16 protein-coding genes and 1 pseudogene are annotated in these 13781 nt (G+C 64.3%); 13 read left to right on the top strand and 4 right to left on the bottom strand.

Annotated elements, in window-relative coordinates:
• Window positions 1-159: 159 nt before the first annotated feature.
• On the bottom strand, window positions 160-762 hold the full coding sequence (locus GTK09_RS20370) for a transglutaminase-like cysteine peptidase (protein ID WP_376768034.1): 603 nt from the start codon (window positions 760-762) through the stop codon (window positions 160-162).
• Window positions 763-1181: 419 nt separating this feature from the next.
• Between GTK09_RS20370 and GTK09_RS20365 the strand changes: the two genes are divergently transcribed.
• The gene (locus GTK09_RS20365) at window positions 1182-1859 is read left to right on the top strand and encodes a class I SAM-dependent methyltransferase (RefSeq protein WP_163465255.1); all 678 of its coding nucleotides are present in this window, start codon (window positions 1182-1184) and stop codon (window positions 1857-1859) included.
• A gap of 89 nt (window positions 1860-1948) precedes the next feature.
• Window positions 1949-2320: a COG4315 family predicted lipoprotein gene (locus GTK09_RS28055; RefSeq protein ID WP_163465254.1), complete on the top strand. Its 372-nt coding sequence runs from the start codon at window positions 1949-1951 to the stop codon at window positions 2318-2320.
• Window positions 2321-2330: 10 nt separating this feature from the next.
• Here the strand turns inward: GTK09_RS28055 and GTK09_RS20355 are convergent.
• Window positions 2331-2618, bottom strand: a pseudogene (locus tag GTK09_RS20355) (cation diffusion facilitator family transporter); the annotation flags it as partial.
• 51 nt (window positions 2619-2669) lie between these two features.
• Between GTK09_RS20355 and lgt the strand changes: the two are divergent.
• The 3 genes from lgt (at window position 2670) to GTK09_RS27235 (ending at window position 4717) form a co-directional block, all read left to right on the top strand.
• Window positions 2670-3422, top strand: coding sequence for a prolipoprotein diacylglyceryl transferase (gene lgt, locus GTK09_RS20350; protein WP_203561136.1), 753 nt, complete (start codon window positions 2670-2672; stop codon window positions 3420-3422).
• 69 nt (window positions 3423-3491) lie between these two features.
• Window positions 3492-4097 (top strand): class I SAM-dependent methyltransferase, encoded by a 606-nt coding sequence (locus GTK09_RS20345; protein WP_163465252.1) that lies wholly within the window; start codon window positions 3492-3494, stop codon window positions 4095-4097.
• A gap of 353 nt (window positions 4098-4450) precedes the next feature.
• Entirely contained in the window at window positions 4451-4717 is a 267-nt protein-coding gene (locus tag GTK09_RS27235; RefSeq protein ID WP_203561135.1) for a ZIP family metal transporter, read from the top strand.
• A gap of 312 nt (window positions 4718-5029) precedes the next feature.
• Here GTK09_RS27235 and GTK09_RS20335 read toward each other — a convergent pair whose 3' ends face one another.
• Complete coding sequence (locus GTK09_RS20335) at window positions 5030-5383, bottom strand: ArsR/SmtB family transcription factor (RefSeq protein WP_083591570.1); 354 nt, start codon at window positions 5381-5383, stop codon at window positions 5030-5032.
• Between the two features lie 47 nt (window positions 5384-5430).
• On the opposite strand from GTK09_RS20335, the gene GTK09_RS20330 reads away from it, so the two are divergent.
• From GTK09_RS20330 to GTK09_RS20310, 5 genes are all read left to right on the top strand, one after another.
• Entirely contained in the window at window positions 5431-6324 is an 894-nt protein-coding gene (locus GTK09_RS20330) for a cation efflux transmembrane domain-containing protein (protein WP_203561134.1), read from the top strand.
• A gap of 79 nt (window positions 6325-6403) precedes the next feature.
• The gene (locus tag GTK09_RS20325; protein WP_163465250.1) at window positions 6404-7405 is read left to right on the top strand and encodes a sodium:calcium antiporter; all 1002 of its coding nucleotides are present in this window, start codon (window positions 6404-6406) and stop codon (window positions 7403-7405) included.
• Window positions 7405-8148, top strand: a complete 744-nt coding sequence (locus GTK09_RS20320; RefSeq protein ID WP_163465287.1) for a cytochrome c biogenesis CcdA family protein — start codon at window positions 7405-7407, stop codon at window positions 8146-8148. The genes GTK09_RS20325 and GTK09_RS20320 overlap by 1 nt, the downstream gene beginning before the upstream one ends.
• 29 nt (window positions 8149-8177) lie before the next feature.
• A complete protein-coding gene (lspA, locus tag GTK09_RS20315; protein ID WP_163465249.1) occupies window positions 8178-8651 on the top strand; it encodes a signal peptidase II in 474 nt (157 codons plus the stop codon).
• Window positions 8644-9924, top strand: coding sequence for a cytochrome P450 (locus tag GTK09_RS20310; protein ID WP_163465248.1), 1281 nt, complete (start codon window positions 8644-8646; stop codon window positions 9922-9924). Before lspA ends, GTK09_RS20310 begins: the two co-directional genes overlap by 8 nt.
• Window positions 9925-9953: 29 nt before the next feature.
• Here GTK09_RS20310 and GTK09_RS20305 read toward each other — a convergent pair whose 3' ends face one another.
• Entirely contained in the window at window positions 9954-10391 is a 438-nt protein-coding gene (locus GTK09_RS20305) for a MerR family transcriptional regulator (protein WP_163465247.1), read from the bottom strand.
• A 67-nt stretch (window positions 10392-10458) separates the two neighbouring features.
• On the opposite strand from GTK09_RS20305, the gene GTK09_RS20300 reads away from it, so the two are divergent.
• From GTK09_RS20300 to GTK09_RS20290, 3 genes are read left to right on the top strand one after another with little or no spacing between them, the layout of a single operon-like run.
• The gene (locus tag GTK09_RS20300; RefSeq protein ID WP_163465246.1) at window positions 10459-12630 is read left to right on the top strand and encodes a heavy metal translocating P-type ATPase; all 2172 of its coding nucleotides are present in this window, start codon (window positions 10459-10461) and stop codon (window positions 12628-12630) included.
• A complete protein-coding gene (locus GTK09_RS20295; RefSeq protein ID WP_203561133.1) occupies window positions 12630-13271 on the top strand; it encodes a cation diffusion facilitator family transporter in 642 nt (213 codons plus the stop codon). Before GTK09_RS20300 ends, GTK09_RS20295 begins: the two co-directional genes overlap by 1 nt.
• On the top strand, window positions 13261-13749 hold the full coding sequence (locus GTK09_RS20290; protein WP_163465245.1) for a methyltransferase: 489 nt from the start codon (window positions 13261-13263) through the stop codon (window positions 13747-13749). The genes GTK09_RS20295 and GTK09_RS20290 overlap by 11 nt, the downstream gene beginning before the upstream one ends.
• The last annotated feature ends 32 nt before the right edge of the window (window positions 13750-13781 follow it).

The following is a 13781-nucleotide window of genomic DNA, read 5'->3' as shown; positions in this document are numbered from 1 at the left end:
CGGGCGGGATTTCGACAGCGCGTCAGCTTCGATTTGAACACAGCCGCTCAGGGTTGAATTGCGCGCTCCGCGGAATAGGGACTGTCGGGTTTACAACTTTGGTTCCCCGCCCCGCGTCAAGCGCTAGGATTTGGACCAGCCCCTGCGCGATGAGATCGGTCAGCGAATGCTGCCTACGAGGATGTCGCGGTCATCGGCAATGGCGACCCATTTTCCCGCGTCCCGCTCCGACTGCCGCTTGAGATAAAGGTAATCCGTCTCGTTCCAGGCAAGAATACGCTCATCCAGATTGTCGAGCACGAAGTCGCCTTGATCGGTCCGTACGGTCAGCACGGCGTGTCCGGCGCCGTTGCGCTGACGCAGGACGGTGATCAGGAGCGCCGAGCGCGGAACCCCGGCGCGCTGGAGCATATACTGCTTCAGGAGCGCATAGTCTTCGCAATCGCCTTCGGTCGTGGGGTAGGACCAAAGCTCAGGGACGCCAAACATCTCCTCGTCGGTTCGCGGGAGGATAGCCGCGTTGACGGAGCTGTTCACCTCGACCATCTGCTCCCAAACTTCCGCAGTCAGCTCCGGGGTGGCTGCCGGTGCATTCGGCTGGCACTCCGTCGGATACTGCTGGCAGAATTCATAGTGGCCGACGGGTTGAGATGTCGTGCCGGTTGTGGGCATCCACGAAGGATTCGCCGCCGCATTGGTGCAGGAAAGAATAACGGCAAAAAGCCCGAGTGTGAGATTGGTAACCAGCTTAGAACGCGTCAGCATCTTCGTCTCCTCGTCTATGAGGAGAAGAATGACACGCCGGCTTTACTCTCGATCCAAACTCGGCACTCCAATTTAGCTCAATTTCGAACGAATGTTTTCAGAAATTCCCGGCTGGAGAGCGCACTTACAATATGAAGGTCGGCTTCAATCTCCCGAGAAGGCCTTTTGCCGCTCCAATTCTTCGATCATGCCGACATGGATAGACGGTCAGCAGGAAGCATCGTCCCTCGCTCGATATGTCCAAAATCAAGGCCGAAACTATTGCCCCGTTGAGGAAGTCGGCAACGAGCACAGGTTCCGGTGAGCCGATCGTGTAGAACGATCTGCTGTCGCGTTCTAGGGGCTGAAGTCGCGGTTTCCCTCCTAGCGAACCGCGGCGCCATGGGAGCGTTCCCAGTACTGAGGGAGTTGAGCGTGTGGCCATCCTGAACAGCAATGAGGTGCGGCGTCTCTACGATGAGCAGGCCGGTGCATACGACGCCAGTCTCGCCCTGTTCCGGCTATCGGGGCTACGCCGCTGGCGCGCATCGCTCATCAATGCGCTTGAGCTGTCGCCGGGCGACACCGTCGTTGATCTATGCTGCGGGACGGGGGAGAACCTGCTCCAGCTCGCTCGGGCGGTGGGGAGCGGTGGCCGTGTTGTCGGTGTGGATCTGTCCGCAGCGATGCTGGAGCGAGCGCGGGAGAAGGTCGCGCAAGCGGATTTTTGCCACGTCGAGCTGATAGAAGCGGACGTGGCCACGTTCGATCTGCCGCCCAGAACGCGCTCGGCGCTCTCGACCTTTGGCCTGGAGATGGTGCCGGAATATGAGCGGGTAATCGCCCGGACGGCGCATCGACTGCCTGTCGGCGGACGGCTCGGCTTGATCGGCCTCAAGCACCCGCAAGGCTGGCCAGACTGGATGATCAATGTTGGTGTACGGCTAACCCGACGCTTCGGCGTTAGTCGCGATTATGAGCGATTCCGGCCGTGGGAGGCGGCGCGACAACACATGGCGGTTATCCGTCTCGAACGACGGCTGCTCGGCGCTGGTTACCTCTGCGTAGCGGAGAAGAGGGCGTCCGCTTGTGAGGTCGCGCGCGATCGCGCCTAATGACTGCCGTGGGTGCGGATTTCCGCCCTCCTGCGACCTCTCGCTGTCGCAAAGAATCCCACGTTTCGAATGTCGCAAAGTCGGTTTGGGTGTCCGAAAAGGAGCCGTTCGGCCAATATCTCGTCGATGACGAAGGCAAGAGCCTTTACATGCTCGAGACCGACACGCAGGCTACCGGCAGCACCGAAGCAGTCAGCGTCTGCTCCGGCGAGTGCGTCGAGGAGTGGCCGCTCCTGACCACAACGGGCGAACCAGAAGCTGGCGATGGGGTTGACGCCTCCATGCTGGGAACGATCGCGCGTGACGACGGCACGATGCAGGTCACCTATAGCGGCTGGCCCCTCTATTACTGCCACGACGATCAGACGTCCGGCGGCACCGGGGGTCAGGACGTTCATGATGATTGGGGCGGCTGGTATCTCCTCGCGCCATCGGGCGAGCCGATCGAAGGCGAAGGCTGAGCGTAGACCGTCAGAGCACGAGCACGCCTGTCTGCTTCGCCTTCATCTCCGGCTCAACGTGGATGGTGATCGTGCTGTCCTCAATCTCGTTCTTCAGCGCCTCTTCGATCCGATCGCAAATGTCGTGAGCCTCGGCCACGTTCATGGTGCCTGGAACCACCAGATGGAACTCGATGAAGGTCCGTCGGCCCGCGTGGCGCGTGCGCAGGTCGTGGGCCTCGAGCGCACCATCGGCGTGGTTTGAGATCAGCGCGCGAATGCGATCGAGCATGTCCGGCGGGGCCGCCTCGTCCATGAGGTGTGATCCGGCGTGCAAATTTGACCCCCTGGGGTCAACATTCCACGCCGATTGACAGTCTACCTCGCTCGGCTCTACGGCGGTCGGCCCAACTCCGAAGATGTGGAAAGCGTCGTGCTCTGGGCGACCTTCGGCATCATCCTCGGTGGACGACTCGGCTATGTGCTGTTCTACGAGCTGGACTCCTACCTGCAGGAGCCCTTGCGCATTTTGGCTGTCTGGCATGGCGGCATGTCCTTCCACGGAGGGCTTCTGGGCGTCACCGCCGGCATCGTGATTTGCGCCTGGCGCCGCAACATTCCGCTGCTCAAGCTTGCCGATGTCGTTGCCCCCGTTGTGCCGATCGGCCTGTTCTTTGGACGTTTGGCCAACTTCATCAACGGAGAACTGTGGGGGCGCGTCAGCGATGTGCCTTGGGCCATGGTGTTCCCGGGAGCGGGCGATCTGCCCCGCCACCCCAGCCAGCTCTACGAGGCATTTCTCGAAGGACTGGTGCTGTTCGCGATCCTAGCCGTGCTCGCGCACAAGCCGTCAGTCCGCATCCGGCATGGGGTGATCACGGGCGTCTTCCTGCTTGGCTACGGACTAAGCCGCATCACGGCAGAGCTGTTCCGCATGCCCGATCCACAGCTCGGATTTCTTTATGGCGGGCTGACGATGGGCCAGCTCCTGTCCGTGCCGATGGTGCTCGTCGGGATACTTCTGGTCCTGTGGGGCCAGTACCGGGCATCCCGCGGGCCGCAAACAAAGACAGTGGGGCAAGAGGAGAATGAGATCTCAGTGTTATCAAACCATGCGCGCTGATCCGGGCCATCCAATCGTCCTAGCTGCCACCTCGGGCCGGGAATCCGGTGAGTTGAGGAGATGCTGCGGATGAGCTTCTATCGCGAGAGCGTATGCCCGTGCCTTACCCACCTTGCGATGAGCGCTAGCAGCCTGCGGCCCTACCGCCAGGCTGTCACTCGCCAGGCGAGCGGGCGCGTTCTGGAGATCGGAGTCGGCTCAGGAGCAAATCTTGGCTTCTACGGGAATTCGGTGGAATGCGTCATCGGTATCGACCCGAGCGCGGGAATGCTTCGCCGCGCGGCGGGCGTGGACACGAACATTCCCGTGATGCTGCTGCAATCGGTGGGAGAGGCTCTTCCGCTCGATTCCGGCAGCTTTGATTGCGTCGTCTCGACCTGGACGTTGTGCTCTGTTTCAGATCCCCGCCTTGTCTTGAAGGAGATCGGCCGTGTTCTGAAACCCGGCGGCCATTTCCTCTATGTCGAGCATGGCCTGTCGCCTGAGGAAAACGTTTCGCGGTGGCAAGACCGGTTGAATCCGGCATGGCACCGCTTTACTGGTGGATGCAACATCAACCGCCCCATCTCGAATATTGTGGCCGAAAGCAGCTTCCGCGCCGTATCCGACAGTAACGCCTATGCCTCGGGGCCGCGCCTGTTCGCATTCTTCTATCAGGGAGACGCCATTCGCTGAAGCGCGGCCGCATCCGAAGCTGCGGAACTTCACCCACACGGCCAGTCCGCAGCCTATGACTGATTACCTCTACGTTCTTGCGCTCGCGCTGATGCCCGCATTCGGCAACTTCGCCGGATGCGTGGTGGCCGAACTGATCCCGACTTCTCGGCGGATGCTGAACTGTGCGCTGCACGCTGCCGCCGGGATCGTCACCGCCGTCGTCGCCGTCGAGCTGATGCCGAGGCGCTGGCGGTTCAGCACCGCCCTGGGCCATTGTAGTGGGCCTTTGCCTAGGCGGCGCCTTCTACGTCCTCGTGGAATGGTTTGTCGATCTGATGCAGGGCGGCAACGAGGACGCCGCGGGAGCCTGGATGATCTACGTCGCCGTTGCGATCGACCTGTTCAGCGACGGGCTGATGATCGGCGTCGGCTCTGTCGTTTCCTTCGGCCTGGCGTTCATCCTCGCCCTCGGTCAAATCATGGCTGATGTGCCTGAGGGCTTCGCAACCATCGCCAACTTCAAGGAGAAGGGCGCGTCCCGCCGCCGCCGTATCGTCCTGTCCGCCTCCTTCGTCGTACCCTGTCTCCTGGGCGCCAGCATCGGTTTCTGGCTACTGCGCGGGCAGGGCGAACGCTGAAGCTCGCCGCCCTTGCCTTCACCGCCTGCATCCTGCTCCTGGCCGCCGTCGAGGAGATGCTGGAGGAGGCACACAAGGCGGCCGAGGACACGCGCTATGCGGCCGCCTTCTTCATCGGCGGCTTTGCCCTGTTCACGCTGGTCGCGTCGTATTTCGGGGACTAGTGGGTGACAGCGCCTCGATCATGCCGCCAATGGCGATCGTGCCGCAGCCGCATTGGCTATTTGCCGCGCTCGCAAACCACCGGCGGTGACAAGGCGCAGCTCCCGCACTCTTTCGATCCTGCTCACGGCGCCGAGCCCCAGCCCAGGATCACCGTGCGCCGTAGTTCCCGCAGGTGTCGACGCCGCAGACGGTCTCCGCTAGCAGCTCGTCAGTGAGCAAAAGCAGATCATTCAGACGCTGATCGCTCAGCCGATAATGAACAAAACGGCCGCGTTGCTCGCCGGCGACGAGGCCGCATTCGCTGAGGCACCGCAGATGGTTCGACGCGTTCGACTGCGACAGGCCGGTAATCGCGACGATCTCGCCGACGGACAACGGTTCCGTGCGCAAGGCGTCCAGGATCGACAGGCGCGAGGCGTCGGCCAGCCCCCGGAAGAGCTTCGCCCGTAAGGCAACGGTCGGACCATCAGTGCGCTCGATGAGTTCGGCGACGCTCGACATATCAGCCACGAATGATATATGACCCTTCTCGATCAGGGAAGATGGCCATGACCATAGCAGCGTCAACGAACAATGCCGAGACGGCGCGCTATCGCGTCCCCGGGATGGACTGCCCCTCCTGCGCGGCTAAGATCGAGAAGGCCGCGCGCTCCGTCGGTGTCGATGACGTGAAGGTCTCGACCGCCACGCAAGTCATGACCCTGCGCGTGGACGACCCCGAAACCCGTTTGCCCGAGGTCGAACGTGCCGTGACGGGGATCGGCTATCGGCTCGATCGCCTGGACGCCCCGAGCGTCGATGCCGAAGGCGACATCGACGACCTGCCCAAGGATCTGAGCCATATCACGCCCGCTTATAAGCGGGCGCTGTGGATCGTCGTCGCGCTGAATGTCGGCTACGGCATCGTCGAAATGTTCGGCGGCTTCCTCTCCGGTTCGCAGGCGCTCAAGGCCGACGCGCTCGACTTCCTGGGTGACGGACTGATCACCTTCCTCGGTATCCTCGCCATCGGGTGGAGTCTTGTCTGGCGGGCCCGTTCCGCCTTGATCCAGGGCCTGTTCCTCGGTGCACTCGGCCTTGGGGTCCTCGCCAACACGGCCTACCGCGTGCTGGTGCAGCAGCAGCCCGAGGCTGAACTGATGGGTCTGTTCGCGGTGATCGCGCTTGTCGTCAATGTGGTCGCGGTTCTCCCGCTGCTGCCCTACCGGACCGGTGACGCCAATGTGCGGGCGGTTTGGCTGTTCTCGCGCAACGACGCCATCGGCAACGCCGCCGTGGTCGTCGCGGCGGGGTTGGTGGCATGGACGGCCTCTCCGTGGCCCGATCTCGTCGTGGCCGTCGTGATCGCCGGGCTGTTTCTGCAATCCTCTTGGTCGATCATCCGTGACGCCCGGAGCGACCTGAACGAAGCCGCGTCGGCTTCGGCTCGTGCGCCTGCATGAGAGGAAGCCCAAGCAGCGGAAACCTCGCGGATCGAACATCCCCCATCCGTAGGGCCCGAGCCGTCTGCCTGGGGGAAGCATGAGCACCTGGATCTGGGCGGCGGTGCTGCTGGCTGCTGTTTTCGCTGCGGAGTGGGGCTCGGATCATCTCGCCGAGCCTCTTCGAAAACTGCGCAAGCAGTGGGGACTGTCAGCCGCGGCGGGCGGCTCGGTGATCGGGATCGCCACCGCAAGCCCTGAGGTCGGCGTGAACATCACCAGCGCCGTGCGGGGTGTGTCCGACATCGGTTTGGGGGCGATGCTTGGCTCGACCGTCATCGGCATTCCGGCGCTCGTCTCGGTCGGCTATCTCGCAACGCGCAAGCGCGACATTCCCGACGATCCGGGTCATCAAAGGCATCTCCGGGAGCATCTGCTGCGCGTTGATCCGAGCGCCGTGACCGTGCAGGCGCTCCCGTATCTCGGCATCCTAGCACTCGCCGCCGTTCTGATCCTTCCCTCACCATGGCAGGGCTTGCAGCCGATCGACGGCTGGATCCTGCTCGCCGCCTATATCGCCTATGCCGGCCAAGCGTTCCTTCGCGGCCGCGGTGAAGCCGAACAGGTCGAATGGTCGCGGAAGGGGATTTGGCTGGCGGTGGCCGGTGTCGGGGTTCTCGCGCTCGGCGCCTACTTCACCGTCATCTCGACGCAGAACCTGGTCAAGGCGTTCGGCATCTCACCAATCATCGGCGGCCTGTTCATCACTGCGCCTTTGGCGGCCCTCCCGGAAATCTTCGCCTCGTGGAAGCTTTCCCGCAGCGGCCAGATCACGCCGGCGCTCACCAACATCATCGGCGATCACGCCGTGACCATGACGGTCGGCTTTCTGCCTCTGGCGCTGGTCGTGACGCCGATCGACAATTTCCGGCTGGTCTGGGTGAGCTTCGTCTTCGTTGCTCTGATGCCCCTGCTTTATGCCGCGTTCATCCGCTGGGGAGGGCCAGAGCCAGGCTTTCGCCGCTGGCAAGTGCTGACCCTGCTGGGCGCCTACTTCGTCTATGTCGGCGTGGTGGTGGTCTGGGTGCTGGAGCTGGTTTGATGGAGATCTCCAGTATTGGGATTGCGACGGCCTTCGCCGCCGGCGTTGTGTCCTTTCTGTCCCCTTGCGTGCTGCCGCTGGTGCCCGGCTACGTCTCCTATGTCGCCGGGCGCACAATCAGCCCGGACGGGCTCACAACCGAGACCACCTTCACGGCCGCAGTTCGGACCTTCGGCCTGAGCCTCTGCTTCGTGCTGGGGTTCTCGACCGTATTCGTCCTACTGGGCGCCAGTGCGACGGCCATGAGCGGGCTCCTTCGCACGCATCTCTACGAGGCGAACCTGATCGGGGGCGCGATCGTCATCGTCTTCGGCCTGTTCACGACGGGTCTCGTGCCGATGCCCTGGCTCGACCGTGACCTGAGGGTCCATGCGAGCCCGAGCAGCGGCGGCCCTTGGGCCGCCTATCTCCTCGGTCTGGCCTTCGCCTTCGGCTGGACCCCGTGCATTGGACCGGTGTTGGGCGCGATCCTGGCGCTGTCGGCCGCTAATGCGACGGCCGGAAGCGGAACGGCCTTGCTGGCCGTTTATTCGCTCGGCTTGGGCCTGCCCTTCATCCTGGCCGCGCTCTTCATGCGCGGGTTCATGGCGAAGATGAAGGCCATGCGTCGAACCGGTCGTGTCCTGAAAATCATGGCAGGCGGGGTGATGGTGTTGATGGGTATCGCCATGATCACGGGTCACCTCACGCTCTTTGCGTTTTGGCTTCTCGCGATCTTCCCCGCCCTCGGCCAGATCGGCTGAGTTGATTATCTAAGGAGCACTTCCGCGGCATGCTCAAGCTCGGCCTTCCTCTCACCCTTCTCAGCTTCCTCTTCGATCAGGCGACGAAGTGGTGGATCCTGAACCACGTCATGGAACCGCCGCGGGTCATCCCCGTCACCGGCTTCTTCAATCTCGTGCTAGGCTTTAACACCGGCGTGAGCTTCGGTTTGTTCGGCGAAGCACCGGCTTGGCTCCTGATGGCGTTCATACTGCCGATGGTAGCGGGGCTCTTGGTTTGGATGACGCGCACCGACAGCCGCCTGACGGCAATCGCCCTCGGCCTCGTCGTGGGCGGTGCGCTTGGTAACCTGCTCGACCGGCTGAGGCATGGCGCGGTGACGGACTTTTTGGACTTCTACGTGGGCGCCTATCACTGGCCCGCATTCAATTTTGCCGACGTGGCGATCGTCAGCGGCGTCGGGTTACTGCTCATCGAGAGTGTCTTGGCACGTGAAGAAACGAAAGCCGCAACGGATGCCTGAAGTCCCTCGCACCAGAATGCCGGATGCCACTCTGGCCCTCATCAATGATCCCTATCGGTTCATCTCGAAGCGGTGCCGAGAGTATGGGTCAGACCTGTTCGAAACGCGGCTGATGCTGCAAAGGGCAACCTGTATGACTGGCCCGGAAGCGGCTCGACTCTTCTACGATGAAAGCCGATTCATCCGGCGTGGCGCCATGGTCGGGCGCATTCAGAAGACGTTGCTCGGCAAAGGCGGCGTGCAAGGCCTCGACGATGAGGCCCACAGACACCGCAAGCAGATGTTCATGTCGCTGATGAGCCCAGAGCGGATCGCATCGCTGATAGCGAGAACAGCCGAGGAGTGGGATGCCTGCGCTCGCACCTGGTCGTTGAAGGGCGAGGTGGTTCTCTATGACGAGCTGCACGTCCTTCTGACACGCGCGGCCTGCGCCTGGGCCGGAGTGCCGCTCGCGGAGCCGGAGGTCGAGCAGCGAACGCGGGAGATCACCGCGCTATTCGACTATGCCGGATCTGCCGGACCGAAACACTGGTGGGCTCGCCTAGCGCGCAAGCGGAGCAACCGCTGGATCGAGAGCATCATCGGCGACATTCGCGACGCACGAATTCATCCCCCAGAGCAGTCTGCCGCCCATGTCATCGCATGGCACCGGGATCTTGAGGGCGAGCTGCTGACGCCTCACGTCGCTGCCGTGGAACTCCTCAATGTGATCAGACCGATCGTAGCCGTCGGCGTCTATATCACCTTCGCCGCCCACGCTCTGCATCGCCATCCCGAATGCCGGCGCAAGCTCCAAGCCGATGATAATGCCAGTTACACCGAATCCTTCGTGCAGGAGGTCCGGCGATTTTATCCTTTCTTCCCCGCTGTCGCGGCACGGGTGCGCCGCGAGTTCGAATGGAACGGATATCCATTCCCGAAAGGACGCCGTGTTCTCCTGGACCTGTACGGGACGGACCGTGATGCCCGGTCATGGGAATCGCCCGAGGCGTTTCAGCCCGAGCGGTTTCGCGATTGGGACCGGAGCCCCTTCAGCTTCATTCCTCAAGGTGGCGGCGAATTCCACGTTCACCACCGATGCCCGGGCGAGTGGATCACGATCGAGCTGATGAAACTCGCCTCTAAGACATTGTCCAGGCGCATCCGATACGACGTGCCGGAGCAGAACCTGCGGATCGATTATTCGAGGCTCCCTGCTCTGCCGCGGAGCCGCTTTATCATCAGCAACGTGAGGCCGGATCTGACAGGAGGACCTGCTGCGTCGCTAAGCTGATGGGCGAGAGCGAGCCACACTCGTTTTACTCAGTCTCTGGAGTGCGGATGCCCCCTCAGTGTTGCGCTCGGCGACAGCGCCTCGATGATCTGGCACTCGGCGACCGTGCCGCGGCTGCATTGGCTGAGAAAGCTGTCCAGCTCCCGGCGTAGAGCCTGAAGATCCCGGATCTTGCGCTTCACCTCGGTCAGGTGCTCGCGCGCGATCGCATCGACCGCCTCGCAGGGACGGTCGCGCTGGTCCGACAGCCCGAGAAGGTCACGAACCTGATCGATGGAGAAGCCGAGATCGCGCGCCCGGCGGATGAAACTGAGGCGGCCCAAATGGACGGCCGAGTAGCTGCGGTAGTTGCCAGCCGTGCGCTCCGGCGCCGGCAGGAGCGAGATCCGCTCGTAATAGCGGATCGTCTCCACCTTCGTGGACGTCGCCTTTGCGAGATCCCCGATAGCGAGGTTTTTGCGCGCCATGACCTTGACCCTGTAGTTGCTACAGGGTGCATATACGATCTGACATCGAAGAAGTCGAGGTGACACCATGGCAGCCGAGGCCGCCACCCAACTCAAGTTCCGTGTCGAAGGCATGGATTGCGGAGCCTGCGCTCTGAAGGTCGAAAACGGACTGAAGCGCCTGCCCGGCGTCAGCGACATCAATGTCAATGTCGGGCTGGAACGGCTTTCCCTCGTCTTCGATGAGGACCGCACCTCGCGCAAGGCAATCGAGGAGCGCATCCGTTCCCTCGGCTACGCTCCGCATTCACTCGACGCTCAGACGTCGGCCGACCGTCCCGCTTTTGAAGCTCCATCGACGGTCGCCGATGGAGCTTGGTGGCGGACGCGCAAAGGGCAGCTTGTTCTTGGCACCGGCGCTGTCCTCATCCTGGCCTTCATCGTCGCGGCGGTCGCGCCCGATCTAGCGGAATGGGCCTATGTGGCCGCGGCGCTGCTCGGCCTGGTCCCGATTGCCCGGCGTGCTGTCGCCGGAGCACGCCACGGCACGCCCTTCAGCATCGAAACCCTGATGACCGTCGCCGCGATCGGCGCCATCGCGATCGGCGAGGGCGCGGAGGCGGCGGTTGTTGTCTTCCTCTTCGCCGTGGGCGAGCTGCTTGAGAACGTCGCCGCTGGCCGGGCACGCGCCGGAATCGAGGCGCTGATGAACCTCGTGCCGCGCGTCGCGCGCCTTGAGCAGGGTGGCGCCGTCTCGGAGGTTCCGGTCGAACGGCTCGGCATCGGCGATATCGTCGTGGTGCGGCCCGGTGATCGCGTGCCCTCGGACGGCGAGGTGATCGATGGCATGTCCGAGATGGACGAGGCGCCGGTCACGGGTGAGTCCGTCCCGGTGCTGAAGGAGGCGGGTAGCACCGTTTATGCCGGCAGCATCAACGCCAATGGCGTGCTGCGCGTGCGCATCACCCGCACGGCCGCCGACAACACGATCGCCCGCATCATTCACCTCGTCGAGGAGGCGCAAGGCTCGAAGGCGCCAACGGCCCGCTTCATCGACCGGTTCAGCGCCGTTTACACGCCTGCGGCCATGCTGGTAGCGGCCCTGATCATGGTCGTGCCGCCGCTCCTATTCGGAGCGGAGTGGTCGACCTGGGTCTATCGCGGGCTGGCGACGCTGCTCATCGCCTGCCCCTGCGCTCTTGTAATCTCCACCCCGGCGGCGATCGCCTCCGGCCTTGCCGCCGGGGCCCGGCGCGGGCTCCTGATCAAGGGCGGCGCGGCGCTGGAGACCCTGGGCAAGGTGCGCACCGTCGCATTCGACAAGACGGGCACTCTGACGATTGGACGTCCGCGGATCACGGACGTGATCGCCGTGGAGGGCGACGAGGCCGAAATCCTGGCCAAGGCCGCGGCCGTCGAGCGCGGGTCCAGCCACCCGCTTGGCGCCGCCATCGTAGAGGCGGCCGAGGCGCGCGGCCTCGAACTGCCGAAGGTGTTCGGCGGGGCGATGGCGATCCCCGGTAAGACCGTGACGGCGCGCCTGCGCGAAGGCTTCGTCTCGGTCGGCTCGCCGCGCTATGCCGCCGAGCAGGGCGAGGTGCCCGAGGCGATCCGTGCCCGGCTTGTTTCTTTGGAGGCCGAGGGCAAGACGGCTGTGGTGGTTCTCGGCGGCAAGCGAATCCTTGGCGTCGTCGCCCTGCGCGACGAGCCCCGCGAGGACGCGGCCGCAGGCGTGGCCCGCCTCAATGCGCTTGGCGTCCGCACCGTCATGCTGACCGGCGACAATCGGCGCACCGCCGCCGCGATCGCTGATAGCCTTGGCCTGGAGGCAAAAGCCGAACTGCTGCCGGATGCCAAGCTCGCCGAGATCGGCGTGCTGAAGGCGCAGGGCGGCATCGCAATGGTGGGCGATGGCATCAACGATGCGCCGGCGCTGGCCGCTGCCTCGGTCGGCATTGCCATGGGCGGCGGCACCGACGTTGCGCTGGAAACGGCGGATGCCGCTTTGCTCAAGAACCGCGTCACGGGCGTGGCCGAGCTGGTCGAGCTGTCGCGCGCGACGCTCGGCAACATCTGGCAGAACATCGCACTCGCGCTCGGGCTGAAGGCCATCTTCCTGATAACGACCCTGACCGGCACGACGACGCTCTGGATGGCGATCCTGGCCGACACCGGCGCCACCGTGCTCGTCACGATCAACGCGCTGCGCCTCCTGCGCTTCCATGCCGATCGTCCGGCTGAGCCGCCGGAAGCGCGCTGATGGCGGCCGTGAACACGATGGATGGCAAGGCGCTACACCGGCGTGCGCTGCGCCTCGAGTGGCTCACCGTCGCCTGGAACGTCGTCGAGGCGTTGGTCGCGATCGGGGCCGGGATTATTTCCGGCAGCACGGCCCTGATCGCCTTCGGCATGGACAGCGTCATCGAGGTTGCCTCCGCGATCGGCTTGCTCTGGCGGCTCTACAGCGCCGGTCCCGAGGCGGAAATCGGCGAGCGCGGCAAGGCCGAACGCCGCGCGCTCTATGTGGTGGCGGGCACGTTCTTCGCGCTGGCCGCCTACATCCTCTTCGAGAGCATCCCGGCGCTGCTGGCTCGCGAGGCACCCGACACGTCAATGGTCGGCCTCGTGCTGTCGGTGCTCTCCCTCCTCGTCATGCCGGCTCTCGCCTGGACGAAGCAGCGCACCGGGCGCGAAATGAACAGTAAGGCGCTCCAGGCCGACGCCGCCGAGACCTGGGTGTGCTCCTGGATGTCATTCTCGCTGCTCCTCGGCGTCGGGCTTAACGCCGCCTTCGGCTGGTGGTGGGCGGACTCAGCCGGGGCGCTGCTCATGCTCCCGGTGATCGTCTGGCAGGGCTGGGACGCTCTCGGCGAAGCGCGGGAGCAAGCCGATGAGAGCTGACCCGGCCCGTGCCGTCGCGCTCATATCCGGTGCGGCCGTTGTCCTCGCTTTGGCGGCGACGACGCGCCGCCGGGCGCGCCACGACTATGGGGAGTTGGGGCGCCTTCGGCCGTCCACCTCCGCGTCGGCCTACCTGGCCTATGGCCTTCACGCCGCCCTGCTCGCGGTGGCGGCTTGGCGGAAACCGCGGCCGCTTCCGATCGGCGCGAGGGCAGCCGGTGCTACCGGCCTCATTCTCGCCAGCGCTGGCGCTTCCCTCTATGCCGCCGCGCAAATGACCCTGGCCCCTCCCGAGACGTCCGGCACGCGCATGGGCGAGCTCGCAACCGGCGGAGCCTATCGGGTGAGCCGCAATCCCCAGCTCGTCGGCTGGGGTCTGGTATTGCTCGGCGCCGCGATCGCGGGCCGCTCCGCCGCCGCGCTCGGCCTTTGGGCCGTTTTCGCGGCCTCGCTGCCCGGCACGATCCGCGACGAGTAGCGCACCCTGGAGCGCGTGTACGGGTCGCAATA

The sequence above is a fragment of the Jiella pacifica genome (genome assembly GCF_010500815.1).
Lineage (GTDB): Bacteria > Pseudomonadota > Alphaproteobacteria > Rhizobiales > Rhizobiaceae > Jiella > Jiella pacifica.
Note: the sequence above shows the minus strand (reverse complement) of the source record. Positions and strands in the feature narration are given on the sequence as shown.